The sequence below is a fragment of the Dyella sp. genome (assembly GCF_051954575.1).
Taxonomy (GTDB): Bacteria; Pseudomonadota; Gammaproteobacteria; order Xanthomonadales; family Rhodanobacteraceae; genus Dyella_B.
Genome location: NZ_JBQCHP010000107.1, coordinates 17,390 through 43,503 on the forward strand (window position 1 = coordinate 17,390; position 26,114 = coordinate 43,503).

Sequence of the window (26,114 nt, forward strand, 5' to 3'; positions counted from 1 at the left end):
GGAATCATGGGTACATTGCGCAGCTTATGGTTTGCAACAGCCGCCTTGCTTGGTGCGGCGGCTTCTGCGCAAGGCACTGCGCCTAGCGCCAAACCCGACGGTACCGTCACCTCGCCCGCCATCAGCATTCCGTATTCCGCCTACGCCTCGCCCGAAGCGCAGGCATTCTTTCCCAAGATGCTCGCCGCCGGCAGCAAGGCACCGCCGATCACCGCACCCATCGAACAGAGCCGTGCCTTCTACGATCGCCTCAACAGCGATCGCGTCACCCGCATGGAAAAGCTCTATCCGATAAAGATGCACAGCGAAACGATCGCCGGCGTCAACACGGACGTGGTATTGCCGGCGCAAGGCGTGTCACCGCAGAACAGCCATCGCGTACTGATCAATCTGCATGGCGGCGCGTTCCTGTGGGGCGCGCATAGCGGCGGGCTGGTCGAAGCGATCCCGATCGCCAGCATCGGGCGCATCAAGGTGATCACCGTCGACTACCGGCAAGGGCCGGAGCACACCTTCCCCGCGGCCAGCGAGGACGTGGAAGCGGTCTATCGCGCCCTGCTCAAGCAATACAGGCCTGAGCAAATCGGCATCTACGGCTGCTCCGCCGGCGGCATTCTCACCGCCGAAGCGGTGGCACGCCTGATCACCGACAAGCTGCCGGTGCCCGGCGCCATCGGCACCTTCTGCGGTTCGCTGCTGGATATCGACGGCGATGCGTCCTACATCGGCCCGCTGTTGAACGGTCAGGGCGTGCCCGAGCACCGACTGATGCTCGCCGACCTGCCCTATTTTCACGGCGCCAATCCGCGCGATCCGCTGGTGCAGCCCGGCCTGTCGCCGACGCTGCTGGCAAAGTTTCCGCCCACGCTGCTGATCAGCGGCACCCGCGATGCAGTGCTGAGCTCAGTGCTGGCCAGCCAGCAACGGCTGGACCAGGCCGGAGTGCAGACCGAGCTGCACGTATGGGAAGGCATGTGGCATTCCTTCTTCTCCGATCCGGAGCTGCCCGAGTCACAGGATGCCTATCGCGTGATCGTGAGGTTCTTCCTCCACCACCTCAGCCGTTGACGGACACAAACACGCCGCGCTTTGCACTTGCGGGTGCGGCGAGTATCCTGAACGGAAACTCAACCTATCGCCTCTGAATCATGAGCCAACAGACCGTACTGGTCATCGACGACGAACGCGACATCCGCGAGCTGCTCACGATCACGCTCGGCCGCATGGACCTGAAGGTCGATGCCGTCGGCACGGTCGCCGAAGCTCGCCAGGCGCTTTCCGAACGCAGCTACGACTTGTGCTTCACCGATATGCGGTTGCCCGACGGCAGCGGCCAGGAAATCATCGAGCTGATCGCGGCTGAATACGACGAAACGCCGGTGGCGATGATCACTGCCTACGGCAACGTTGACGCCGCCGTCACGGCGCTGAAGGCCGGTGCGTTCGATTTCGTGTCCAAGCCGGTGGACATCCAGATGCTGCGCCGGCTGGTGCGCACTGCACTGAAGCTGGCCGAGGAAAAGCGCACCGGCGCCGGCGCAGGTCCCGCGGCGACCGGCTCGAGCGATCGCCTGATCGGCGATTCCACCGCCATGCAGCAGGTGCGCAGCACCATCACCAAGCTCGCGCGCAACCAGGCGCCGGTCTACATCGCCGGCGAATCGGGCGTGGGCAAGGAGCTGGTCGCGCGACTTATCCACGAGCAGGGGCCGCGCGCCAGCGGTCCGTTCGTGCCGGTGAACTGCGGCGCGATTCCCTCCGAGCTGATGGAAAGCGAATTCTTCGGCCATCGCAAAGGCAGCTTCACCGGCGCAGTCGCCGACAAGGAAGGTCTGTTCCAGGCCTCGCACGGCGGCAAGCTGTTCCTCGACGAAGTGGCCGAGCTGCAGCTGCACATGCAGGTGAAGCTGCTGCTCGCGATCCAGGAAAAAGCCGTGCGTCCGATCGGCGCGCGTGAAGAAGTCGCGGTGGACGTGCGCATTCTGTCGGCCACGCACAAGAACCTCGCCGCGCTGGTCGACCAGGGCCAGTTCCGCCAGGACCTGTTCTACCGCATCAACGTGATCGAACTACGCGTGCCACCCTTGCGCGAACGCCGCGGCGACGTACCGCTGCTGGCCGACTACGTGCTGCGCCAGCTCGCCGCCAAAAGCGGCGGCGGCGCGCCTGTGCGCCTGCTTCCCGAAGCGCGCCAGGCACTGGAGGACTATGACTTTCCCGGCAACGTGCGCGAGCTGGAAAACATTCTCGAACGCGCCGTGGCGATGTGCGACGGCGACCGCATCGACGCCAGCGACCTGATGCTGCCGCAACGCCCGGCCCGCCATGCCGCCGAAATCAGCCCTGCGGCGCACGCCAGCCATCACGCACCGGTGGCGGCCTATGCGCAGAGCCAGCCACCCGCTGCAGCGCCGGCGCATACACCATCCAGCGAGTTACCGTTGGACGACTACATCAGCAATCTCGAACGCACCGCGATCATGAAGGCGCTGGAAGAGTCGCGCTACAACAAGACGGCGGCGGCGCGGAAGCTGGGCATCACGTTCCGTGCGCTGCGCTACAAGCTGAAGAAGCTCGGCATCGATTGATGCCGTAGGTTGGGGTGCAAACCCCAACATCGCAATGTGTGGAAGATGACCGCGTTGGGGTTTGCACCCCAACCTACGAATCAGCGGGTATTGCGCAGCGCATCGCGCAACGCATCGCGCACGGCATGCAATAGCGATCGCGTGCTCACCGGCTTGTTCAAGCGCCGCATGCGATTGCCATCGGGCATGCGCAATTTCGCCGAATCGGGCGGGTCATCCGCACGGCACAGCACCACCACGCCGCTGCGATAGCCGTATTGGCTGAGCGCCGCCAGCGTGCGTTCGCTGGTGAACAGGCTCATGTCCGCATCCATCACCACCAGGTCGGGCAGACCGCAGGCTTCGATCCATTGCAACGCTGCGGTGCCGCTCTGGCTGCCGTGCACTTCGTAGCCCCAGGCATCCAAGGTATCGCTCAGCAAAGTGAGCTGGCCGGCCTCTTCCACCACCAACAGTACATGCTCGGCGTTGCCGTGCAGGTTGGCGTCGCTTTCGGCCACGTTCGATGGTTCGGCCAGCGGGCGGGCCAGCGGAATATAAAGATCGAAACAACTGCCCTCGTTGACGATGCTGTCCAGGCGCATCACGCCGCCATGGCTGTAGACGATGCGCCGGCACGACAAGAGGCCCAGGCCGGTGCCACCTTCCTTGGTGGTGAAGAACGGTTCGAACAAGCGCTTGCGCACGTCTTCGGTCATGCCGACGCCGGTGTCGGTCACCGTCAGGCGCACGTAATCGCCCGGCTGCACGTCTTCATGGTCGAGGAAAAAGCCCTGCTCCAGCTTCGCCTTGCTGGTGGCCACGCGCAGCACGCCGCCCTGCGGCATGGCCTGGATCGCATTGAGGCACAGGTTGAGCAGGCATTGCTGCAGCTCGGTGTGATTGCCTTCGAAGGTAAGTTGCGGATCGGATACCTCGATGTCCAGCGTCACCGCACGCGGCACGCTGCCCTGCAGCAGCAAGGACAAGGCGTCGACCAGCGCCTGCACCTTCACCTGCTCGGCGCGGCGCGCGCCGCGCGCAAACGACAGCATGGACTGCACCATTTCCAGTCCACGGCGCCCGCAGTCGCGCACCAGCGCGCCCAACCGCGCCAGGCGCGGATCGTCCTGGTAGTCCTGCAGGCTGTCCCCGGCCAGTAGCAGCGGCTGCAGCAGGTTGCGCAAATCGTGGCTCAGGCCGCCAGCCAGCATGGCCAGGCTTTCGAAACGCTGGATGCGGATCAGCTCCGCCTCCGCATGGGCGCGGGCGCGATGCTCGTCGGCCTCGTGCAGCGCGCGGGGTTCTGCTTGAGGATGTAGTCGGTCGCGCCTTCGCGCAGCGCGGCGATGGCCGCTTCCTCGCCCAGCGTGGCCGATACGTAGATGAAGGGAATGTCCGCACTGTGACCGCGCAGCAGTTCCAGCGCGCGCTGTCCGGAAAAGCCGGGCATGCTCAGGTCCGACAACACGATGTCCGGCTTGAACGCCCTGAGCGTTTCCACGAACGCCGGCTCGTCGTCGACCAGGCGCACCTCGTAATCGATACCGTCGGCCTGCAGTTCGGTGAGCACCAGCTCCGCGTCGAGCGGGCTGTCCTCCACCTGCAAGACCCGGATACGGGGCAAGGCGCGTTGTTGGCTGGACTTGTCGGGCATCCTTGAAGTTTTCTTAAGTGGCCTGATCATCATATTTCAATTGATGCGGCGTAAATCGGGAATCGTCAATCGCAAATAGTTAAGAGCGGCCATCCGGCAGGCTTGCCGTGACCTGGCTCCTACTTTGCCGATTGGCGATTTACGATTCCCGGCCCCGATTCCCCTGGCAATTCCCCTACCCTGGCCCCTGATTGAGCACTGCCCAGAACTGCCCGAGCGTGCGCACCGCCTGGAAAAACTGCCCCACGTCCACCGGCTTGATCACGTAACCGTTGACGCCCAGGTCCCAGCTGCGCGCCAGATCGGTTTCCTCGCGCGACGAAGACAGGATCACCACCGGCAGATGGCGGAAACGTTCATCCGCGCGCAGTTGCTTGAGCACGTCCAGCCCGGTCATGCGCGGCATCTTGATGTCCAGCAGCACCACCACCGGATCGTCCTCGGGACGTCCGGCGAAGCTGCCGCGCGCGTACAACCAGTCCAGCCCGTCCACGCCGTCTTCCACGTGAACCACCGGATTGGCCAGATGCGCCTGCCGCAGCGCATCCACCGTCATCTCCGCATCGACGGGGCTGTCTTCGATCAGCAGGATAGGGCGCAGTGGGGCGTGTTTCATAGCGTGGACGACGGCGGCTCGATGGCCGACAAGGTGAAGTGGAAACGGGCGCCGCGTCCCGGTTCGCCTTCGGCCCAGACCCTGCCTCCGTGGCGCATCACGATGCGTCGCACGTTGGCCAGCCCGATGCCGTTGCCGGGAAATTCGCTGGCTTTGTGCAGTCGCTGGAATACACCAAAAAGCTTGTCGACGTAGCGCATATCGAAGCCGGCGCCGTCATCGGCCACGGTGAATTCGTAGTCGCCGCCGCCGGCTTGCCGCACCGATACGTCCACGTGCGCGATCTCGCGCTGGCCGGTGTACTTGACCGCGTTACCGATCAAGTTCTGCCATACGGTGCGCAGCATGTTCTCGTCGCCGACCACCACCGGCAGCGCGTCGATGCGCCAGATGATGCGCCGGCCGGGGGCTTCCGATTCGGCCAGCGCGCAGGTTTCCTCCACCAACGCCTTCATGTCCACCGCCTGCAGGCGCAATGCGCCGCGGCCAAGGCGCGAGAACACCAGCAGGTCTTCGATCAGTTGCGCCATGCGGAACGAAGCGTCGCGTATCACGCTGAGGTAATGGCGACTGGTGCCGTCGACTTCTTCGCCCAGGTGGTCTTCCAGCTTCTGCGCGAATGCGGTGATGTGTCGCAGCGGCGCGCGCAGGTCATGCGAGACGGAATAGCTGAAGGCCTCCAGTTCGCGGTTCACGTCGGAAATCTGCGCCACCTTGCCTTCCAGCTGATGGTTGAGCTCCTTCACCTGCTGCTCGACCAGCGCCCGCGCGGTGACGTCGCTGACGGTCAGCAGCAGCACCGGGCTTTCGCTGTCCTGCTGCTGCAGGCGGCGGGCGTTGATCACCACGTGGCGTTCGACGCCGTCGATGGTGCGCTGGGTGAGTTCGAAATCCCACAGCTCGCGATCGCGCGAAAGCACGTCGCGCAGGCGCTGCAGCAGCACTTCGTCCGCCCATGCACCCTGGCCCATGTCTTCAAGGTATTCGGCGCGACTTTCTTCGGCCACCCCATAGAGTTCGCTGAAGGCCGCATTCACCAGCAAGGTGCGCAGGTTGTGATCGAGCAGCGCGATCGGTTCGCGCACCGCCTGCAGGATCATCTGCGAGCGCTGCACGGCCTGTCGTTCGCGCACTTCGGCCCGGAGGCGCCGACCGATCTGGCGCTCGGACACGATCACCACGATCGTCAGCATCACCAGTTGCGCCAACGCGGTGAGCGACAACACCAGGCGGCTGTTGTCCGATTGCCGGCGGGCGGCGTCGCGGCGCTGCTGCAGCGCCTGTTCCGCATTGGCGACGATCTTGTCGGCGATCTCGTCGATGTGGAACAGCGCGCCGGCGTCGCGCAGGGCCTGCTCGGCGCCGCCGCGGTCGTTGTGCCGGTAGCGCTCGACGGCCTGGTGCAACAACGCCAGGCGACCGTTCTCCACTGCGCCTAGCTGCTCCACCAGATGTTGCTGTGCAGGGTTGTCGGCGGTGAGGCGGCGCAATGCGTCAAGCTGGCCGGGGATGGCGGCTTCCGCTTTCAGCGCCACCGTTTCGGCGTGGCTGGAGGGATCGTCCGCAAGCAGGTGCTGGATCGCCGATTCGGCCGCATGCGTCTGGTCGGCGATGCGATAGACCAGCGCCTGCACCTCGGCGGAGCGGGTCACCAGTTCGCCGGCGCGCAGCGATTCCCGCGAGCTGCCGCGCGTGATCATGTAAGGCAGCGCCACGATCACCAGCACCGCAAACAGCAGGCCGCCGGTGCGCCAGGGCATCGTCGCTACTTGTCGCATTCCCCCTGGAATCATCGGCCCTTGATCCGTGCACGCTCCGGCATGATGCATGCATTCTGCGCATGTTTTGCGACAACTGACCAGTGCGAAAGCGCTTTCCTTACAGGCAGATGCGCTTCGAAGTGATTGTCCTGGCTTCCGGAGCTTCGGCAGCGCCCGCAAACCATACCGACCTCGGAGAAACAGACGGCGACACCGGTTCGATCCCTACCTCTTGCTGCTACCTCCGCGACGTGCAGGAAAGGGGGCGGCCTTGCTACCGGTACGGGCTCATCGCCGTCGGCCGCGCGGAAATGGCCTGTCCCCAGTGCTTGTTCGGCGTCGCCTGCATCGTGAAATGCAGTTCGCCGCCGGCGAGGATGTCGGCGTGTTTCAGGTATACACGATCCAGCGGCTTGCCGTTCAAGGTGATTTCGCCCACGTAGGGGTGCGCGTTGTCGAACGGGGTGGCGGTCACGGTGAAGGTGCGCCCGTTGCCCAGGTGAATGGCCGCACGCGGTACGAACGGCCGGCCGATGGCGTACTCATCGCTGGCCGGGGTGACCGGATAAAAGCCCAGCGCGGTGAAGATGTACCAGGCGGACATCTGGCCCAAGTCATCGTTGCCGATCAGGCCGGCAGGACCGGGGCCGTATTCGTTGTCCATGATCTGCTTGAGCCGTTCCTGCGTCTTCCACGGCGCGCCGGCGTAGTCGTACAGGTAGGCGATGTGGTGGCTGGGCTCGTTGCCGTGCGCGTACCAGCCGATCAGGCCGGTGATGTCTTCCACGTTCTTGAAGATGGATGGATCGACCTTGGCGTCGAACAGTTCGTCCAGCTTGTGGACGAAGGCCGCGTCGCCGCCCATCGCGGTGATCAGGCCGGCCACGTCCTGCGGCACGTACCAGGAATACTGCCAGGCGTTGGCTTCGGTGTAGTCATCGCCGTAGCCGGCGCTGGTGGGGTCGAACGGTTCGCGGAACTGGCCGTTGGAAAGGCGCGCGCGCATGAAACCGGTCTTCGGGTCCCACACGTTGCGCCAGTAGCCGGCGCGCTTCTCGAAAGTGTCGTAGACATCGTGCTTGCCCAACGCCTTGGCCATCTGCGCGATGGCCCAGTCGTCGTAGGCGTATTCCTGGGTCTTGGAGCCGCCTTCCACTTCCTTGTCGATCGGCACGTAGCCGAGCTTCATGTAGTCGGCCAGGTCACCGTAATCGCCGTAGGTCGCCGTGGACACCATCGCCTTGAGCGCCTGGTCGGCGTCGAAGCCGCGGATGCCCTTGAGGTAGGCGTCGGCAATGATCGCCACCGAGTGGTAGCCGGTCATGCACCAGGTTTCCAGCCCCTGATACGACCACACCGGCAGCATGCCGAACGGGCTGGACTGCTGCGCGGCGAGCAGCGAGCGCACGAATTCGCTGCTGCGGGCCGGATGCATCAGCATCAGCAACGGCTGCTGTGCGCGGTACACGTCCCAGACCGACCAGCTCGAATAGAAATCGAAGCCGTCGGCGCGGTGCACTTGATAGTCGGGACCGCGGTACTCGCCGTTCACGTCCATGCTCAGGCTCGGCGACATCAATGCGTGGTACAGCGCGGTGTAGAACTGCGTGCGCAGCGCCTTGGGGCCATCCACGTCGATCGGCGCGAGTGCCCGGTTCCAGGCTTCCAGCGCGGCATGGCGCTGGGCATCGAAATTCCAGCCTTTGCCGTCCTGGTCGAGGTTGGCAATCGCGTTGGCTTCGCTTACCGAAGAGATCGCCACCTTCACCAGCAAGGGCTGGCTCAGTTCGCCGAAGTCGAACACGCCTACGAGGGCGCGGCCCTTCTGCGCGTTCTGGTCCTGCGGCTGGTAGCCCGGCCCCTTGAAACCCTTGTAGACCACGTCGGTTTCGCGGCTGTAGAGCTCGCGCGAGCGCAAGGGCTGGTTGAAGCGCATGGCGAAGCACAGCTCGCGGCCCGGCGCCCAGCCGCGGGTAGTGCGGCAACCGGTCACGGTGCCGTCGGCACGCACCTCGAGGTTGGACCACAGCACCTTGCCGGGATAGTCGTAGATGCTCGGGCGCAGGTCGATCAGCAGGTGCGCCGGCTTGCCGGCAGGGAAACTGTAGCGATGCCAGCCCACGCGGCGGTTGGCAGTGAGTTCCGCGCGCACGCCATAGTCGGCGAGCGTCACGGCGTAATAGCCGGCCTGTTCCACTTCGGTGGCGTGGTCGAAGCGCGAGCGGTAGCCGCTGCCCGGCACTTTCTCATCGCCCGGATCGAGCTTCACCTCGCCCGCGATCGGCATCACCAGCACATCGCCCAGGTCCGAATGGCCGGAACCGGAGAAATGCGTGTGCGAGAAGCCCATGATGGTGGGGTCGTTGTACTGGTAGCCGGCGGCCCATTTGTAGGCGTGCTTGAAATCCGGCATGGCGGTGTCGGGCGACAGTTGCACCATGCCGAACGGTACCGTGGCGCCCGGAAACACATGGCCGTCGCCGCCGGTGCCGATGCGCGGATCGACCTCCGGCGCGTGCGGCTGGGCGGCCTGGGCCGTGTTGGCGGCACCCAGCGCGGCGGCGACGAAGAGGGCAAGACAGGAACGAAGCAGGCGATGGTTCATTGGATAGGGGCCTGTTAATGTCTTTGGTTGGAAACGGGCTGGGGAGCCCGCAGAAATCCCTCCACGGCGCTTGTGTTCCCGCTGGGGAAAAGGCCGGTGGGATCGGACGGTTTGGATCGTTCCAAGGCGTCCGGAAGCTAACACTGGGGAAGGAGGCTTGGCATGCTGCACTGCAGGATCACGAATTTCCAGGTTCGGGTACATTTGGATCGTTACAAAGGCGAGGTTCTGGCATAAATGGGGAACACACCGCCAGTCGGCCGCAAGGTCACCCTGAGCGATATTGCCGCGGGCTGCGACGTCTCCCGCGCGACGGTTTCGCTTGTCCTGCGGGGCAGCCCGCTGGTCAACAAACACACCCGCGCGCGCGTCGAGGAAGAACTGCGCCGCCAGGGTTACGTCTACAACCGCGCGGCGGCGAACCTGCGCCGACGCACCTCTTCGAGCATCGCGCTGGTGCTCAACGACCTGGCCAACCCGTTCTTTGCGGAATTCGCCGCCGGCGTGGACGAGATCCTCGGCGACACCGGTTTCGTGACGCTGCTGGGCAGCACGGGCGAATCGACCGAACGCGAACTGGCGGTACTCGGTTCGCTGATGGAGCACGGCCCAGCCGGCATCATCCTGTCGCCTGCCGAAGGCAGCGATGCGCAGCAGATTCTTTCTGCGGTGGGTTCGCTCACGCCGCTGTTGCTGTTCAACCGTGAAGTGAACGGCGATGTTGCCGCATGCGATCACTGGGATCGGTTGTTCCTGGACAACCAGCGTGGCGCACGCCTGGCCACGGAGCATCTGCTCGAACAAGGCCACCAGCGCATTGCGTTCTACGGCGGACACCTGAGCTCCAGTTCCTGCCGCCAGCGCCGCGCCGGCTACACCGAAGCGATGAAGGCCGCGGGCTTACCGATCGATCCGAGCTGGATCGTGGAGTGCGTGCCCAATCGCCTGGACGCCGTCGCGCAGAGCGACCAGTTGTTCAAGGGCAAGAGCGCGCCGACCGCCGCCGTCTGCTACAACGACGCGGTGGCGCTGGGCCTGATGCTGGGCCTGCACCAGCGCGGCCTGCAGCCGGGCACCGATTTCGCCCTCACCGGTTTCGACGACATCGCCGAAGCGGCGGTCAGCGCGCCGCCGTTGACCACGCTGGCGGTGACGCCACGCGACCGCGGCCGCCAGGCCGCGGAATTGATCCTGCAACGCGTGCGGGACCCGTCTCCACCACCCCATCAGACCATCGCGCCCGTGCAATTGCTGGTACGCGCGAGCAGCTGTCCGCCACACGACTAACGGATTTCCTCATGGCTTTTACTGCAGTTACTCCGCCGTCTTCCGGATCGTCGACGGCCTCCAACGATACCCGCTACACCTACTTCCCCATGGCGCTCACCGTCATCACGACGGTGTTCTTCATGTGGGGCTTTCTCACCTGCCTCAACGATATTCTTATCCCGCATCTGAAAGCGGTGTTCGAGCTGAACTACACCGAGGTGATGCTGGTGCAGTTCACCTTCTTCGGCGCGTATTTCCTGATGTCCTTGCCGGCAGGTCGCGTAGTGGCGCACCTGGGCTACAAGAAAAGCATCGTGACGGGCTTGATCATCGCCGGCATCGGTGCGCTGGGTTTCTGGCCGGCGGCCGGCCTGCGCTGGTATCCGGCGTTCCTCGGCGCGCTGTTCGTGCTGGCCACCGGCATCACGCTGCTGCAGGTTGCGGCCAATCCCTACGTGGCGCTGCTCGGGCCTGAAAAGACCAGCTCCAGCCGGCTTACCCTGGCGCAGGCGCTCAATTCGTTCGGCACCACCATCGCGCCGATCTTCGGCAGCCTGCTGATTCTTTCCACCCAGGTGAAGAGCGCGGCGGAGATCGCCGGCCTTTCGGCCAGCGAGCAGATGCTCTACCGCGCGCAGGAAGCGCAGTCGGTGCAGACTCCCTACATCGGCCTGGCCGTGGTACTGGTGCTGCTGGCGATCTTCGTGTGGCTGTTCCGCTTGCCCGCGCTGGAAGAAAGCACCGAGCAGGCCGACACCAGCCACCACACCCTGCTGGACGCGCTGCGCTATCCGCACGTGCTGTTCGGCGTGCTCGGCATCTTCTTCTATGTGGGCGCGGAAGTGTCGATCGGCAGCTTCCTGGTGAACTACCTGTCCGAGCCGCAGATCGGCCACATGAGCGAACAGGATGCCGCGCACTACGTGTCGTTCTATTGGGGCGGCGCGATGGTCGGCCGCTTCATCGGCTCGGTGCTGCTGGCGAAGATGTCGCCACGCAAGCTGCTGAGCGCGTTCGCCGCCGTCAACATGCTGCTGCTGATCACCACCATGACCACCAGCGGCACCGCTGCGGTGTACAGCGTGGTGGCGATCGGCCTGTTCAACTCGATCATGTTCCCGACCATCTTCTCGCTCGGCATCGAGCGCATGGGCCCGCTCACCGGCAAGGCCTCCAGCCTGCTGATCATGGCGATCGTCGGCGGCGCCCTGCTGCCCACGCTGCAGGGCGCACTGGCCGACAGCATCGGCATCCAGCACGCTTTCGTGCTGCCAGCACTTTGCTACGCGTACATCGTGTTCTACGGCTTGCGCGGCTCGGCCATCCGTAGCGCACCGGTCGCACCGCAGTAACACATCGACACCCTCTCCCCGTTTACGGATTTGTTCGCGGGGAGAGGATTGGGGTGAGGGGCGAATCTTGCCGAACGCCTGGGCACGCCCCGATACACACATCTCCCCCACCGGGGAGAACAACAAAAAACCACATACGTTTTCTATTCGGGGTCTTTGATGAAACGTTCCATCCTCTGCTTCGGCGAGGCTTTGATCGATATGCATGGCGAAGGCAGCGATGGCCACGGCTTTGCACGCCATTTCGTACCGTTCGCCGGCGGGGCACCCGCCAACGTGGCGGTCGCCATCGCCAAGCTCGGCAGCCATGCGCGCTTTGCCGGCATGCTGGGCACCGACCGCTTCGGCGACTTTCTGTTGCACAGCCTGCAGCAGGCCGGCGTGGATACCGCCGACGTCGTGCGCACCGGAGAAGCCAACACCGCGCTGGCTTTCGTCACGCTGGATGCGCGCGGCGAACGCAGCTTCGCGTTCTACCGTCCGCCGTCGGCCGACCTGCTGTTCCGCATCGAGCACTTCCGCCCGCAGACGTTCAACGACACCGCGGTGTTCCACATCTGTTCCAACAGCATGACCGATACGGACCTCGCCGACGTCACGCTTACCGGCATGCGCCGCGCGCGCCAGGCCGGCGCGCTGGTCAGCTTCGATCTCAACCTGCGCCCGGCGCTGTGGCCGCGCGGCGTGGAAGCGCGTCCGCATGTGTGGCCGGCCTTGCTGCTGGCCGACGTGGTGAAGCTCAGCGCCGAGGAATTCCACTGGCTTGCCGATAGTGAAGGCGAGGAAGCGGTGCTCGAGCGCTTGTGGACCGGTAATGCGCGCCTGCTGATCGTCACCGATGGCTCCAAGCCGCTGCGCTGGTTCCATCCCGATGCGGACGGCGAGTTGCCATGCTACGACGTGCCGATGGTCGACAGCACCGGTGCCGGCGATGCGTTCGTCGGCGGCCTGCTGTACCAGTTCGCCGAGCAGAACCTCACCGCCGCCCACCTCGACGCCTGGGTGGCCACACTGCCGCGCTTGCACGCCGCGCTGCGCTTCGCCAGCGCATGCGGCGCCGTGGCGGTGACGCGGCATGGCTCGTTCGCCGCGATGCCGCACGCGACCGAGGTCGAACAATTCATGGAGACGTACGCATGACCACGCCGGATTTCCGTTCCGAAACCTTCCTGCGCGAACACATCGCGCAAACCATGGCTTTCTATCATCCGCGCGCGATCGATCCGGCTGGCGGCTTCTTCCATTATTTCCTCGACGACGGCACGGTGTATGACGCCAGCCATCGCCACCTGGTGAGCAGCACGCGCTTCGTCTTCAACTACGCGATGGCGGCGATCGAATTCGGCAAGCCCGAATACCTCGACGCCACCCGCCATGGCCTGCGTTATCTGCGCGACGTGCATCGCGACGCCAGCACTGGCGGCTACGCCTGGACGCTGCGCGACGGCAAGCCGGAAGACCGCACCAACCACTGCTACGGCGTCGCCTTCGTGCTGCTCGCCTATTCCACCGCGTTGAAGGCCGGCATCACCGAAACCGCCGCGTGGATGGACGAAACCTGGAACCTGCTGGAAAAACATTTCTGGGACGCTGAAGCCAACCTCTATCGCGACGAAGCCGATGCGCAATGGCGCTTCAGCACCTATCGTGGCCAGAACGCGAACATGCACATGTGCGAGGCGATGCTGGCCGCGTATCAGGCCAGCCGCGAGCCGCGCTATCTCGATCGCGCGCTGACGCTCGCACGAACCATGACGCAGCGTCAGGCCAAGCTCGCCAACGGCCTGGTGTGGGAGCACTACCACGTCGACTGGAGCATCGACTGGGACTATCACCGCGACGATCCCAAGCACCTGTTCCGCCCGTGGGGTTTCCAGCCCGGCCACCAGACCGAGTGGGCGAAGCTGTTGATGATCATGGAACCGCTGCTGCAGGAACGCGGTCAGCAGGAAGCGTGGATATTGCCCACGGCGCAGCATCTGTTCGACACGGCGCTGGCGCGCGCGTGGGATCCGGACAACGGCGGCATCTGCTACGGCTTCGCGCCGGACGGCAGCATCTGCGACGGCGACAAGTATTTCTGGGTGCAGGCCGAATCGCTGGCGGCGGCCGCATTGCTGCATGCGCGCACGAGCGATATCAAATACGACGACTGGTATATCAATGTGTGGAAGTATTCCTGGGAGCACTTCGTCGATCACCAATACGGCGCGTGGTATCGCATCCTCACTCAGGACAACCAGAAATACAGCAACGAGAAAAGCCCCGCAGGCAAGGTGGATTACCACACCATGGGCGCCTGCTACGAAGTGCTGGCATTGCTCCGCCACGGCGGCAGGCCCTGAACCGCTCCAGATGAAAAACGGCGGGCATGAGCATGCCCGCCGTCATCGATGATCCGCAACCATCGTTACTTGCCGGGCGCCAATTTCCAGGCACGCTGGTCTTCGGCTTGAGGCGTAGCCGGGCCGCCTGCGGCATACGGCCACTGATTATCCGGCACGTTGGGAGTTATCCGGCACCAGCCCTCCTGCGGAAACGGCTTGCACTCCCATACCCGTCCATCCAGGCCGGTGACCTTGGTCCCCGCAAAATAGCTGCCCACGTCATTGCGATTCCAGGGTGGATAAACCGGCTCGGAGCCACCGGGAATGATGCTGACCGTCTCATGCGCTACGGCCTTGTTGTGGTGGCGATCCGTCACGGTCAGCGAAATCGTCACCCGGTTCGATTTAGGCGGATGCTGCGCAATGGCGGTTATCGTCGGCGTGCTGCCGCCATCCGGCTTGAAGAAGGGCAACGCCCATTGATAGGCGAGTCCATCGCCCTGGGAATGCTCTCCCGAGAACGTGGCCGACGCGCCCTCCTGTACGGAATTGGGTCCCTGGATATGAGCTTCTGGCCTGCCCGGCTCGGGCGTACCGGGAACGATACTCATCGCGCTGCTGTAGTTGGCTTTCAGCCATACCCAATTCTCTTGGGGATGGCTGGCGTCGTAGCGAATCGTGCTGCCGTCACGGACGCCCACCTGCACATACTGCTGATGGCCGGCATTCAACTTGTCGGCGAGTTCTTTCGTCCAGATAACCGGGTCGACGTTTTGCGGCGTAATCGGATGATGGATGTCGACCACCTCCAGGCCCGTGGGGCTACCGCCCATCACCCGAAAGCGAACCTGATCACGGGCCTTCGGCGCAAAGCCATGCGGCAAGTAAGGCCGCTCCTGGTACCAGGGAAAGCCGGGATCGACTTCGTCCGGCATGATGGTGATGTCGCTGCAGTTGAAGAAGCCTTCGTTACCGGCATCTTCCCGTTGCCAGTAGCTGTACAGCACTGCATCGCCAGTGCGACCGGCCGGAACCGGCACGCGCAGTGCATAGAAGGTCGTTGTGCCGGGCAGATGCCCCTCGCCATGGGAGGGGATGGGAGCGGGCGCCGGTTCGTCGTAGATTTTTTGCAGATCCGACCACCGCAGCGGACGGGACGCATCGTAGGAAGATTTACTGATATAGATGCGCATGCGCGCCGGATTGTGGGCTTGCGTGTTTTCCCACACCACGTCGATCTTCCCATCCTTCGGCGTTATCCTGGTCTTTCGCCACAAGTTGGCCGGAGCCCGGTCAAGCCCGGCTTTCCTGGGATCACCAGCGGCGCACAGCAACCCGTCGGGCACCGCCTTTTCCAACTCTTCCGGATCATTGCCCCAGCCTTCTGGATTGGCCGAAAGCTCATTCCATTGTTGAAAGGGCCACGCGCCGCCGCTGGAAGCGCCACCTTCGATGTATGCCTGCCGGCAATCGGCGCTCGGAACCTGGGAAGGATTGCCCCAATAATTTCCCTCGAGGCGGCATTGGTATTGCCGGGAAATGGGAACTCCCACTGCGCCATGCGCGAGCGCTTGCGGGGCGTGGGCGATGATCGCGCTGGCGAGCATGGCGATCATCCACACGTGCGTGAACCACGACCACGGCCTGCGTGGCGTGGAAAATTGAATCGTCATGACATGCATCTCCTTTGCCGTAGGTGAAATAACAAAAAAAGCAGCCGTTTTTCAGAGGTTGCGTTTAGCTTGTTATGACCTGGAAGTTTGCGGACCGGATCCGAACCGGACACTCTGGGAAAGCGTTGGAAGCTTCGCTGCGAGCACCTGCAAACGAAATGACGCACGGCGACCATAGGCGGCGCCACGTATAGTCTTTGTTGAGGCATGAAGCGATTTCTTTCACGTTTGGTTTTCGCCCATGTCCCACTTTGCACATCGACGAATGGTTGCTCGATTTCGCAAACAAGCAACCTTCTCCGAATGTTGCATAAGACATGCCGCTCGTTTTTATCTCACGACAATTAACAGCCTGCGGGCGTAAACCATTCTTGCATTGCGCGATGCATATGCGCCGCCACGCAGATTCATCTTCGACAGGCTCACGGCGGATACGCGACGCCTTATCCAACGGTGGGCTCTCCATCAAAACAACGGACGATGGCGTCCATCAATTACCTGCCATATCCGCTTTCATGGGGACTTAAGGCAAAGAAAGCTCGCTTGAATGCGGGCCCTTTCATGCCATCAGGAAATGCTGCAGCGCAGCTTGTCCGGGTCAATTCCCTCTTATTATCCTAAAATACGACAATTGAAGACCTGGCTCGAACTGGCTTTGATTCTGGGTTCCACAAAGCCTGTTTTCGCGCCTTGACTGGCAAACATCGAAGGGGCGGCCTCAGGGCCAAGATGTTTTCCAGTGGGGATGGGTGCGGCGTCGACGTGAACCATGGCGGCGGGAAGCGTCACTGTGTCACGCAACATCGCATTCGTGATTGGTAACTGAAGTTCCACGCGGAGGGGTAATCGATGCAACGCAACCCAATGGCACACTCGGTGCGCCTGGCGCTGGCAGCAGTAGGTATGGCCAGTGCGTTCGGCTACAGCATGCAGGTACACGCACAAACGAGTGCACCGGCGCCATCCACAGCAGCCACTGCGGCACCTGCCCAAGGCAACGGTGCGGGCGATGATGGCAGCAGCACGAACAAGAACGACAAGAAAAAAGCCACCAATCTCACCGCGATCACGGTCACCGGCCAGCTCGCCGCCATCCAGCGCGCCGAGTCGATCAAGCAGAACGCCGTCAACGTCGTCGACTCGATTTCGGCGGAAGAGAACGGCAAATTTCCTGATCCGAACGTCGCCGACGCCTTGCAGCGCGTGCCTGGCGTATCGGTGAATCGAAGCGGCGGCGAATCCAGCCAGATCGCCATCCGCGGCTTCGGCCCCGACTTCGTGGCGGTGACGATCAATGGCCGCCAGATGGCCACCGCTTCGCAGAGTTCGAACACTTCCACCCGCGCGTTCGATTTCAACGTACTACCGGCGGACATCATCAGCCTCGCACAGGTCAACAAGACTTCGTCGGCGGATATTTCCGAAGTGGACATCGGCGGCGTCGTGGACATCCAGACCGCGCGGCCGCTGGATTTCAGCGGCTTCCACGCGACCGGTTCCGCCGCCGGCGTCAACAGCAACCTCACCGGCAGCTGGGCCGGCAAGACCACGCCCAAGGTATCGGGCCTGGCCGGCTGGACCAATGCCGATCACACCTTCGGCGTGCTGGCCTCCGTGCAGTACTACAAGCGTGACGACACGCAGATCAACACGCAGGCCAATTCCTGGTACGCCAACCAGAATATTTCCAAGCTTTCCAACTTAAGCAATCCCAATTACACAAACGTCGCCATCCCGGAGACGCTGGCCAACAACGTGCTCGTCGAGGAGCGCACGCGCAAGAGTTTCACCGGCGCCGTCGATTGGCGTCCGACCGATCAATTGACCGTCAAGTTCGATACCTTGTATGCGGGCTACCAGATCAAGCCCTTCGAACACGAATTCGGCGAATACGGCAATGCCGGCGACTTCCAGTCGCTCAACACGGACGCCAACGGCACCGTGTTGAACTATGTGCGAAAGGGTACCGGCAATATGGCGAACGACTATGTCGTCGCCTACAACCCAAGCAACGAAAAGATGGTGCAGAACGGCTTGAACGTGGCGTTCAACATCGACCCATCAAGCACCATCAGCCTGGACGTCTCCAACTCCAAGGCCTGGAACAAGCAAAGTCCTTACGGCTACTTTGCGGTGATCGGCGCACGCAATATCGGCGTCAATCCCACTTGGACCAATAACGGCAGCAGCCAGCCGCCGAGCTACACCAACATTATTTCCACCACCAACCTGGACGATCTGTACGCGCACTGTTGTAACGAAGGCGGCCAGTCGAACAACATCACTTCTGGCGTCACTCAGTATCAGCTGAACTTCGCCAAGAACTTCGAAAGCGGCGTGCTTTCCAGCCTTCAGTTCGGCGTTCAGGAAAACCGCGATTACAACAAATCGGTAAACGTGGCCACGCCCAACGGCATCCTGTGCAACGCGTATTGCGGTTATGCCGTATCGGTACCCGCCAGCGCCGTCGGCGCATACATCTACACGCCGCCCGCACCGATCGATGGCGTGTCGCAGCCGGGCCTGCCCACGCAATGGATTCAATACAACGTACCCCAGTTCATGAACTGGCTGACCACGCCGGCGGCTTACAATCAATTGACGCCTGAGAAGCGCACCGCTCTGCTCGCGGCGCTTGCCCAGTATGGCAATTTCGGGCCCAAGGTGAATCCCGGTAGCTTCAACGAGGTGCGGGAAGTCGAGAAGGCGGCCTTCGCCAAGGCGGTGTTCGAAGGCACGATGTGGGAAAAGCCCTGGGCGCTGGATGTCGGTGCGCGCTACGTGCACATGGATTCGAATTCCCAGGCGATCTTCCAACAACCCATCAGCTATCGCGTCGATCCCAACGACAGCAGCGCGAGCCAGGTCGCGTACGGGCCGCTGCAACCGCAGTCCGCCAAGGGCGGCTATCACAAATGGCTGCCGTCGCTGAACTTCAAGATCAACCTGCTCGACAACCTGATCTATCGCTTCTCGACCTCCAAGACCCTGACGCCGCCCCAGCTGAGCAACCTGTACTACAACCAGAGCTTCGGCACGCGTCCGGAATCGTTGACGATCAACCAGGGCAATCCCAATCTTCAGCCGTATACGTCGACCAACTTCGACACCGGCCTGGAGTGGTACATCGACGACGCCAGCTACCTGGCGCTGGAAACCTTTTACAAGCACGTCAGCAACTTCAGTACGATCGTGAGCACGCCAGTGTCGTTCCTCGGCCAGACCTGGTCGCTGAGCGAACCGATCAACCTGAACTCGGCGAAGATCTACGGCGAAGAACTGACCTTCAATTACCAGTTCAAGCATGTGCTGCCGGCGCCGTTCGATGGCCTGGGCATGGCCTTCAATTACACCCACGTCCAGAGCAGCGCCAACCTGAGCCCGGGCACGATCAGCACCTCCGGCAAGTTCGCGGTACCCGGCATTGGCGATTCGGCCAACCTCAGCGGGTATTACGAGAAGGGCCCCTGGCAAGTGCGCCTGGCGTATAACTGGCGCGGAAAATACCTGGAGAGCATTTCGTACGGATCAGGCGCGCAGCCCGCCACGCGCACCTCGTACGGCGAACTGGATCTGAGCGCCAGCTACAAGATCAACAACCACGTTTCGTTGTTCGTATCCGGCACCAACCTGACGCAGTCGCATCTGTACGACTACTCTGCTTATCCCAATCGCTTCCTTTACGCCGAAGCGGATGGCACGGTGTATACCGTGGGCGTGCGCGGCACTTTCTAAGTGCCGCGTAGCGGCGTCATAGCGAAACGCAAGGGACTTCAATGAATGCATTGAAAAGTATGTCGATGGGTATCGGGCTTGGCCTGCTCCTTGCCGGCCAGACGGTTGCAGCGCAGCCCATCAAAATGGCAAAGCACGGCCTGACCACACAGAATGGCCAGCTTCGGCTAGACGGACAACCGCTGCGCATCATCGCCGGCGACATGCACTACACGCGCGTGCCACGTGAATACTGGCGCGCGCGCTTGAAGATGGCCAAGGCGATGGGCCTGAACACCATCACCACCTACGTGTTCTGGAACGCGCACGAGCTAACGCCGGGGCAATATGACTTCAGCGGCCAGAACGACATCGCCGAGTTCATTCGCGAAGCACAGCAAGAGGGCCTGTACGTTATTTTGCGGCCCGGCCCTTACGTGTGCTCGGAATGGGATTTCGGCGGATTGCCCGCCTGGCTGCTGAAAGACCGTAACGCGCATGTCCGCAGTACCGATCCTGGTTTCATGCAGCCGGCGCAACGCTGGCTGCATCGGCTCGGCCAGGAACTGGCGCCGCTGCAATACACGCATGGCGGCAACATCATTGCCGTACAGGTGGAGAACGAATACGGCAGCTTCGGCAAGGACAACGACGCCTACCTGCAACAGATCCGCAAGGACATCGTGGACAGCGGCTTCGATGCATCGCTGCTGTACACCTCCGACAGCGCGCCGGAGCCGGCTTCCCTCCCCGGCCTGCTGAAGGTGATCAACTTCGGCGTCGGCCATGCGCCGGAAAAACTTCCCAAACTGCATCAGTGGCAGCCGGGCGGCCCGTACATGGTCGGCGAATACTGGGTCGGCTGGTTCGATCACTGGGGCGGACCGCACTACGTCATCGATGCCGGAAAAGTGGCGAAAGAACTCGATGGCATGCTCAAGCAAGGCTATTCGGTAAGCCTGTACATGTTCCACGGCGGCACCTCGTTCGGCTGGATGAGCGGCGCCAACTGGGACGACAACAGCTACCAGCCAGACGTCACCAGCTACGACTACGACAGTCCGCTGGATGAAAGCGGACGTCCCACAGCGAAGTACGACGCCTTGCGCAAGGTGATCGCGCAGGACACCGGCGTGACGCCGCCACCCGTGCCCGCCACACCCGGCACGCAGGCCATCGCCGACATCAAGCTGGACGAGTCGGCATCGCTATGGGATGCATTGCCGACGCCCGTCGCCTCACACGACCTCAAGACGATGGAGGAACTGGGGGAGTCCTACGGCGACATCCTTTATCGCAAGCACATCGACGCCGCCACCGCAGGCACACTGCATATCGACGGCCTGCACGACTACGCCATCGTCTACGTCAACGGCAAGCGCGTTGGCACGCTCGATCGTCGCCTCAAGCAGGATTCGCTTCCAGTGAAGCTGGCCAAGGGCGATACGCTGGACCTGCTGGTGCAGAACGATGGCCGCATCAACTTCGGCGAGAAGCTGGTGAATGAGCGCAAAGGCATCGTCGGTTCGGTGAGCCTGCAAGGCCAGCCGCTGGTGGACTGGCAGATCTACGCGTTGCCCTTCGCCCTCAACGACAATCTCAAGTATGCGCACGGGCCCTGCAAGCACGCGCCCTGCACGTATCGCGCAACCTTCAATGCACCCGTCTCCGGCAGCGCGGATGCCGACACCTTCCTGGATACTGCCGGCCTCGGTAAAGGCATGATCTGGCTCAATGGCCATCCATTGGGTCGCTTCTGGAACATCGGCCCGCAGCGCACGCTGTATGTGCCGGGCGCCTGGTTGAAGCCGAGCGGCAATGAGTTGGTGGTGCTGGATCTGTTGACGGAAGGCCAGCCCACGTTGCATACGTTGAAGCACCCGCTATTGGGCACGCCCAAGAACGCACCGTAAGCCAGCCAATGGCGTTGCCCTCAATCAAACGAAAATCTGTTCCCTCCCCTACGTGCAGTAGGGGAACATACCTAGCTTTCTCCTCCTGCAAGCAGGAGGAGGTGGGGTGGGGTGAAGCAATCTCGCGTCGAATTAAAGCTTACAGCAAGCTCGCACAACCCCACCCCAGCCCTCCCCTGCTCGCAAGGGGAGGGAGTACACATCACAACACCCATTTTCCTAGTGGTGGAGAAACATCCATGATCATTTCCCCTGCATCCCTGCGGCGCACCGCCGCTTCCCTTGCGTTCGTTGTGTGTGCCGCCGGCGCCAGCGCAGCGCCCGCGCCGACACCGCCGCAAATGGGTTTCAACAACTGGAACTCCACGCACTGCCGCGACGAATTCAACGAACAGATGATCCGTGGCATCGCCGACAAGTTCATCAGCTTGGGGCTGCGCGACGCCGGCTACCGCTACGTCAACATCGACGACTGCTGGGCCAACTGGCAGCGCGGCAAGGACGGCAAGCTCCAAGCCAATCCCAAGCGCTTCCCCAGCGGCATCAAGGCGCTGGCCCAATACATCCATCAGCACGGCCTGAAGTTCGGCCTGTATTCCAGTGCAGGCACTTCCACCTGCGAACCGCTGCAGGAAAACCGCGGCTTCCCCGGTGGCCTGGGGCATGAAAAAGCAGACGCCGCCACGTTTGCTTCGTGGGACGTCGACTACCTGAAGTACGACAACTGCAACAACCAGAAAGTCCCGGCCCTGAAGCGCTACACCGCCATGGCCGAGGCGCTGCGCAGCACCGGCCGACCGATCTTCTTCAGCGTGTGCGAATGGGGCGAAAACAAACCTTGGCTGTGGGCCGGCAAGCCGCCGGTCGACGCCGGCTCCTGGCGCACCACCGGCGACATCAGCGACAGCTACGCGTCGATGCTGAAGAACTTCAAGCAGAACGTCGTGCTGGATCGCTACGCCACGCCCGGCCACTACAACGATCCGGACATGCTCGAAGTAGGCAATGGCGGCATGACCGACGTCGAATATCGCAGCCACTTCAGCCTGTGGTCGATCATGGCCGCACCGCTCTTGATCGGCACCGACTTGCGCACGATCAAGCCGGACGCGTTGGAGATCCTGCTCAACAAGGACGTGATTGCGGTGGATCAGGATCCGCTCGGGGTGCAGGGCAAGCAGGTGCGCGATGCCGATGGGATCCATGTGATCGTCAAGCCGCTCAAGGACGGCAGCCGCGCCGTGGCAGTGTTCAACGAAGGCGACGCGCCGCATGACGTCGCCGTTTCGGCCACCGAGATCGGCCTCAAGGCGGGCGGCAACTACACCGTGCGTGACTTGTGGGCGCATACGCAGGCCAATGGCGACGGGACGCTGAAGATGTCGCTACAGCCGCACGCGACGGCGATGTACCGCATCAGCAATCATTGATCACGCCTGCCATCGTGGGCTTTGCCACGATGGTGCCGCATATAACCCCGTATTTTCTAATACGGGGTTTTTTATTTATTCATATATCCAGGAAAAACGACGGTTTATTTTATTCACATAACCGAATCGCCCTCGCTTTCACCTTCAATCCAGTTACGCAAGTCGCTGAAAAAGAAAACCAATCGAACAAGCTCATCCACAAAAATAATGTAAACGCTTTCTCACGTTCCATAGACTTGCGCCAGCGTAGTTTCGCGTCCCGGGGATGACTGGGCTACACAACGACATTCCGCAGAAATCTGCGGCTTGGCAGGGGTACTGCGTTCCAACTGTCTGGCGTCAACTACGATACGTGGAGGGTCATATGCGATTTATTTCAAGCGCTACCGTCGCGCTCGCGATGGCTTGTACGTGCGCGTCCGCTTATGCGAACGGCACCATTTTGCTAACTCGCCCTGTTAATGCGGTTTTTAACGGCACACTTGCCCCGGCAGGCACCGGATTGTTTACCGTTAACGACCATGGGGAAAATCCGCGGCAAATTACGCCGTTCGTGGCCGGCTCGTATTACATGCCGAGCTGGCTGGCTTTCGTGAATTACCAAACGGGAGTCAGCTACTGGCTGACGAAGAATTTTTCGCCGGACGGCCAAAGCGTTCTGTATTTCAAAAATCCATCGGCAGACCCTGCAGGCGGCCCATACAGCGGCAAGTACTACGTAAAGAACCTGCGCACCGGCACGACGCAACCATTGTTTGCCGGAAGCAATGACAACGCTGCGCCCGGCTACGGTTATCTCGCCCGGGATCCAGCCGATGGCAATACCATCGCCTATACCAACTCGACTAGCGAATATCCCATCTCACCTGCGTGCGTCAATCTGATGCATGCCGACGGCAGCAATCAGCATCAATTGTGGTGCGCGCCAGCCACCATCGACCTGCCGGACTATCCGGGATGGTCATTGCTCGCGGTGGAGTCGATCCGGTGGTCGGGAAACGGCAAGAAGCTGATGGTATTTGCCTCTTACGAACCGCCTCCGTTGGGTTTGGTAGCGAAAAAGCCCCCCACCGCCGCGCTGCGTTCGATGTTCGTTCGGCCCAAGCCGGCGGCGCTCTACAAAACGGACGCAACCGGTCCGGTCGAGGGCCAAGACTTCGGCTGGTCGGCCCTGTTTGTCGTTGATGTGGCGACGGGCACGGGCGTAAAAGTCGCCGCCAACGTGATCGATCCGCCAGCCAGCGATATCTCTTATGACGGCACGAAGGTGATCTACCAGCAATACGACTATGCCCAGTGCGGCGATGAAGACCAGGAGGCGCTCGGCGCCAGCTTGTGCTTCAACGATTTGACCACGGGCACGGTGACCGACTTGTTCCCGCCGACGGTCTGGAACAACTATGGCGACTACCAAAGCTGGTGGAACAACTTCTACTACCCCGATTGGTATGCCGAGATATTGCTGTCTCCGGACGGTTCTCAAGCTGTGTTCTCCATGCAATCGACAACCAGCAATGAAGCAGACCTCTATACGATAAGAACGGACACGACGAACTTCCGGCCGCTCACCCCCAATGCCAACCCGTCCACCATCCCCACAGGTTGGACGCCCGTGGCATGGTCGTCTGACGGCACGCGAATTCTCGCCAATCGCTGCACCGCTCCCATCGCCGGCAGCACAGACCAGACTTGGCCGTGCGAGGTTCACATCATCAACGCGAGCAACGGCGACGACACAAAAGTCACCAACGGCTATGCCGTTGATTGGCACCAGGGGCCGTAGCCACAAGACAGTAAAGCGAAGCGGCGAGATCGAACCTGAGGGTTCTTCGCTGACAAGCCCGTGCTGGAGCAAAACGCGGGTATTTCGTTCTGCTACTTCAACATCGAGGAGAGTGACATGCGATCACTATCTTGTGTTGCCATCGCGCTTGCGATGACATGTTCGTGCGCGGCTGCATATGGCAGCGGCACTATTCTGTTCGCGCGCCCCATCAATGGCGCCTACAACGGCCAACTCGTACAAACAGGGTCGGCGCTTTTCACCATCAACGACAACGGCACCAATTTGAAGGAGCGCACGCCACTGGCGGCGAATGCATGGTACGTGCCGAGTGGCGTGGCTGCTTATGGTCCCGGTCAATGGTTGACGAGGAATTTCTCGCCCGACGGTCTAAGCATCCAGTACTTCTACGGCCAGGCCACCGATCCGAGCGCCGGCGGCCCCACCAGCGGCAAGTACTACACGATGAACTTGGGCACGGGCGCCACGCAGGCCTTGTTCGACGGCGGCAACGACAATGCCGCACCGGGATTGGGTTATCTTGCATGGGGTCCGGAGAGCAGCAACGCTATTGCCTATGCCAGTCCGATCGATGGGACGACCGCCGCCTGCGTTTATTTGATGCAGCCTGACGGCAGCAATAAGCACTCCTTGTGGTGCACACCAATGCAAGTGACCGTATCAGGCGGAGCCGTTCCGACCGCGGGCATCGACACGATCCGCTGGGCTGGCAATGGCCAGCGCTTGCTCGCATTCGTCCGCTACATGCCCAACGGTGGCTACTACGAACATGCAGCGGTTTTTCGGATCGAGGTTCAAACGGGCGTGGGCACTTTGATCGACACCAATGCGGTCGATGCTGCCAGCGGCGACATTTCCTACGACGGCACGAAAATTCTCTACCAGAAATATGGCGGTAGTTGCGCCGACTGGAACCCCAAGGCCGTCAGCATCAACCTGTGCGTAAGAGACATGCGCACCGGCCACATCCATTCCGTCCTGCCGCAGGGCATATGGAAAACCTGGGGACAGTACGGCGTCTGGTGGGCAGGTCACTGGGACTTCCCGCTGCTGCTGTCGCCGGACGGCTCGCAGGTAGCGTTCATGTATCAATCGACCGGCGTGTACGAGGCGGACGTCTATGTCATCAACTCGGACGGAACGAATCTGCGCCAGCTCACTGCACAAGGCCCCATTCAAAACCCGCTGGCGGTGGAATGGGTACCGGTCGCATGGTCGCCAGACGGCAAGCAGCTTCTGGTCAATCGCACTACAACCCCTGCATACGGCGCTACGGACCAGACCTGGCCCAGCGAAGTTCATATCCTCACCGCGGATGGCCTCAGGGACTGGAAGGTCACCACCGGCTACGCACTGGATTGGCACAAGCCGTAAGTCGCTTTTCATTGCCGCGCATACCGAAGGCGCTTCATGAGCGTGAAGCGCCT

The 26,114-nt window shown here is 62.1% G+C and carries 17 protein-coding genes; 11 read left to right on the forward strand and 6 right to left on the reverse strand.

Annotation, left to right across the window (positions count from 1 at the left end; genetic code table 11):
* Positions 1-6 precede the first annotated feature (6 nt).
* Together ACTHNE_RS14415 and ACTHNE_RS14420 are read left to right on the forward strand one after the other, a co-directional pair.
* The gene (locus ACTHNE_RS14415) at positions 7-1,068 is read left to right on the forward strand and encodes an alpha/beta hydrolase (RefSeq protein WP_440269619.1); all 1,062 of its coding nucleotides are present in this window, start codon (positions 7-9) and stop codon (positions 1,066-1,068) included.
* 80 nt (positions 1,069-1,148) lie between these two features.
* Positions 1,149-2,588, forward strand: coding sequence for a sigma-54-dependent transcriptional regulator (locus tag ACTHNE_RS14420; RefSeq protein ID WP_440269620.1), 1,440 nt, complete (start codon positions 1,149-1,151; stop codon positions 2,586-2,588).
* An 80-nt stretch (positions 2,589-2,668) separates the two neighbouring features.
* On the opposite strand, the gene ACTHNE_RS14425 is transcribed toward ACTHNE_RS14420, so the two are convergent.
* The 5 genes from ACTHNE_RS14425 to ACTHNE_RS14445 all read right to left on the reverse strand — a co-directional run bounded on the left by ACTHNE_RS14425 (position 2,669) and on the right by ACTHNE_RS14445 (position 9,205).
* Positions 2,669-3,781 (reverse strand): ATP-binding protein, encoded by a 1,113-nt coding sequence (locus ACTHNE_RS14425; RefSeq protein ID WP_440269621.1) that lies wholly within the window; start codon positions 3,779-3,781, stop codon positions 2,669-2,671.
* A 29-nt stretch (positions 3,782-3,810) separates the two neighbouring features.
* Positions 3,811-4,194 carry a response regulator gene (locus ACTHNE_RS14430; protein WP_440269622.1) on the reverse strand — a complete coding sequence of 128 codons (384 nt, stop codon included), beginning with the start codon at positions 4,192-4,194 and terminating at the stop codon, positions 3,811-3,813.
* Positions 4,195-4,399: 205 nt separating this feature from the next.
* Positions 4,400-4,840, reverse strand: a complete 441-nt coding sequence (locus ACTHNE_RS14435; protein ID WP_440269623.1) for a response regulator — start codon at positions 4,838-4,840, stop codon at positions 4,400-4,402.
* Positions 4,837-6,600, reverse strand: a complete 1,764-nt coding sequence (locus ACTHNE_RS14440; RefSeq protein WP_324937840.1) for a sensor histidine kinase — start codon at positions 6,598-6,600, stop codon at positions 4,837-4,839. The genes ACTHNE_RS14435 and ACTHNE_RS14440 overlap by 4 nt, the downstream gene beginning before the upstream one ends.
* 274 nt (positions 6,601-6,874) lie before the next feature.
* Positions 6,875-9,205 (reverse strand): GH92 family glycosyl hydrolase, encoded by a 2,331-nt coding sequence (locus ACTHNE_RS14445; protein WP_440269624.1) that lies wholly within the window; start codon positions 9,203-9,205, stop codon positions 6,875-6,877.
* Between the two features lie 237 nt (positions 9,206-9,442).
* Here ACTHNE_RS14445 and ACTHNE_RS14450 point away from each other — a divergent pair, with 237 nt between their 5' ends.
* The 4 genes from ACTHNE_RS14450 (at position 9,443) to ACTHNE_RS14465 (ending at position 14,171) form a co-directional block, all read left to right on the forward strand.
* Positions 9,443-10,492: a LacI family DNA-binding transcriptional regulator gene (locus ACTHNE_RS14450; RefSeq protein WP_440269625.1), complete on the forward strand. Its 1,050-nt coding sequence runs from the start codon at positions 9,443-9,445 to the stop codon at positions 10,490-10,492.
* Between the two features lie 89 nt (positions 10,493-10,581).
* Positions 10,582-11,826: an L-fucose:H+ symporter permease gene (gene fucP / locus ACTHNE_RS14455; protein ID WP_324937881.1), complete on the forward strand. Its 1,245-nt coding sequence runs from the start codon at positions 10,582-10,584 to the stop codon at positions 11,824-11,826.
* A 159-nt stretch (positions 11,827-11,985) separates the two neighbouring features.
* Entirely contained in the window at positions 11,986-12,966 is a 981-nt protein-coding gene (locus ACTHNE_RS14460) for a carbohydrate kinase family protein (RefSeq protein ID WP_440269626.1), read from the forward strand.
* Positions 12,963-14,171, forward strand: coding sequence for an AGE family epimerase/isomerase (locus tag ACTHNE_RS14465; RefSeq protein ID WP_440269627.1), 1,209 nt, complete (start codon positions 12,963-12,965; stop codon positions 14,169-14,171). Before ACTHNE_RS14460 ends, ACTHNE_RS14465 begins: the two co-directional genes overlap by 4 nt.
* 65 nt (positions 14,172-14,236) lie before the next feature.
* On the opposite strand, the gene ACTHNE_RS14470 is transcribed toward ACTHNE_RS14465, so the two are convergent.
* Entirely contained in the window at positions 14,237-15,769 is a 1,533-nt protein-coding gene (locus tag ACTHNE_RS14470; protein WP_324937830.1) for a lytic polysaccharide monooxygenase, read from the reverse strand.
* A gap of 906 nt (positions 15,770-16,675) precedes the next feature.
* Here ACTHNE_RS14470 and ACTHNE_RS14475 point away from each other — a divergent pair.
* The 5 genes from ACTHNE_RS14475 to ACTHNE_RS14495 all read left to right on the forward strand — a co-directional run bounded on the left by ACTHNE_RS14475 (position 16,676) and on the right by ACTHNE_RS14495 (position 26,061).
* Positions 16,676-19,561: a TonB-dependent receptor gene (locus tag ACTHNE_RS14475; RefSeq protein ID WP_324946202.1), complete on the forward strand. Its 2,886-nt coding sequence runs from the start codon at positions 16,676-16,678 to the stop codon at positions 19,559-19,561.
* A gap of 41 nt (positions 19,562-19,602) precedes the next feature.
* Positions 19,603-21,453 carry a beta-galactosidase gene (locus ACTHNE_RS14480; protein WP_440269628.1) on the forward strand — a complete coding sequence of 617 codons (1,851 nt, stop codon included), beginning with the start codon at positions 19,603-19,605 and terminating at the stop codon, positions 21,451-21,453.
* Between the two features lie 239 nt (positions 21,454-21,692).
* On the forward strand, positions 21,693-22,883 hold the full coding sequence (locus ACTHNE_RS14485) for a glycoside hydrolase family 27 protein (RefSeq protein WP_324947877.1): 1,191 nt from the start codon (positions 21,693-21,695) through the stop codon (positions 22,881-22,883).
* A gap of 364 nt (positions 22,884-23,247) precedes the next feature.
* Positions 23,248-24,666: a hypothetical protein gene (locus ACTHNE_RS14490; RefSeq protein WP_440269629.1), complete on the forward strand. Its 1,419-nt coding sequence runs from the start codon at positions 23,248-23,250 to the stop codon at positions 24,664-24,666.
* 117 nt (positions 24,667-24,783) lie between these two features.
* Positions 24,784-26,061: a TolB family protein gene (locus tag ACTHNE_RS14495; protein WP_440269630.1), complete on the forward strand. Its 1,278-nt coding sequence runs from the start codon at positions 24,784-24,786 to the stop codon at positions 26,059-26,061.
* The last annotated feature ends 53 nt before the right edge of the window (positions 26,062-26,114 follow it).

What these genes read in the sequence shown, in the direction of transcription:
- ACTHNE_RS14415 (WP_440269619.1), top strand. Translation starts at nt 7, where the DNA reads ATGGGTACATTGCGCAGCTTATGGTTTGCAACAGCCGCCTTGCTTGGT.
- ACTHNE_RS14425 (WP_440269621.1), bottom strand. Translation starts at nt 3,781, where the DNA reads ATGCTGGCTGGCGGCCTGAGCCACGATTTGCGCAACCTGCTGCAGCCG.
- ACTHNE_RS14495 (WP_440269630.1), top strand. Translation starts at nt 24,784, where the DNA reads ATGCGATCACTATCTTGTGTTGCCATCGCGCTTGCGATGACATGTTCG.
- ACTHNE_RS14450 (WP_440269625.1), top strand. Translation starts at nt 9,443, where the DNA reads ATGGGGAACACACCGCCAGTCGGCCGCAAGGTCACCCTGAGCGATATT.
- ACTHNE_RS14465 (WP_440269627.1), top strand. Translation starts at nt 12,963, where the DNA reads ATGACCACGCCGGATTTCCGTTCCGAAACCTTCCTGCGCGAACACATC.
- ACTHNE_RS14480 (WP_440269628.1), top strand. Translation starts at nt 19,603, where the DNA reads ATGAATGCATTGAAAAGTATGTCGATGGGTATCGGGCTTGGCCTGCTC.
- ACTHNE_RS14440 (WP_324937840.1), bottom strand. Translation starts at nt 6,600, where the DNA reads ATGCCCTGGCGCACCGGCGGCCTGCTGTTTGCGGTGCTGGTGATCGTG.
- ACTHNE_RS14475 (WP_324946202.1), top strand. Translation starts at nt 16,676, where the DNA reads ATGCAACGCAACCCAATGGCACACTCGGTGCGCCTGGCGCTGGCAGCA.
- fucP (WP_324937881.1), top strand. Translation starts at nt 10,582, where the DNA reads ATGGCGCTCACCGTCATCACGACGGTGTTCTTCATGTGGGGCTTTCTC.
- ACTHNE_RS14435 (WP_440269623.1), bottom strand. Translation starts at nt 4,840, where the DNA reads ATGAAACACGCCCCACTGCGCCCTATCCTGCTGATCGAAGACAGCCCC.
- ACTHNE_RS14460 (WP_440269626.1), top strand. Translation starts at nt 11,986, where the DNA reads ATGAAACGTTCCATCCTCTGCTTCGGCGAGGCTTTGATCGATATGCAT.
- ACTHNE_RS14445 (WP_440269624.1), bottom strand. Translation starts at nt 9,205, where the DNA reads ATGAACCATCGCCTGCTTCGTTCCTGTCTTGCCCTCTTCGTCGCCGCC.
- ACTHNE_RS14420 (WP_440269620.1), top strand. Translation starts at nt 1,149, where the DNA reads ATGAGCCAACAGACCGTACTGGTCATCGACGACGAACGCGACATCCGC.
- ACTHNE_RS14485 (WP_324947877.1), top strand. Translation starts at nt 21,693, where the DNA reads ATGATCATTTCCCCTGCATCCCTGCGGCGCACCGCCGCTTCCCTTGCG.
- ACTHNE_RS14490 (WP_440269629.1), top strand. Translation starts at nt 23,248, where the DNA reads ATGCGATTTATTTCAAGCGCTACCGTCGCGCTCGCGATGGCTTGTACG.
- ACTHNE_RS14470 (WP_324937830.1), bottom strand. Translation starts at nt 15,769, where the DNA reads ATGATCGCCATGCTCGCCAGCGCGATCATCGCCCACGCCCCGCAAGCG.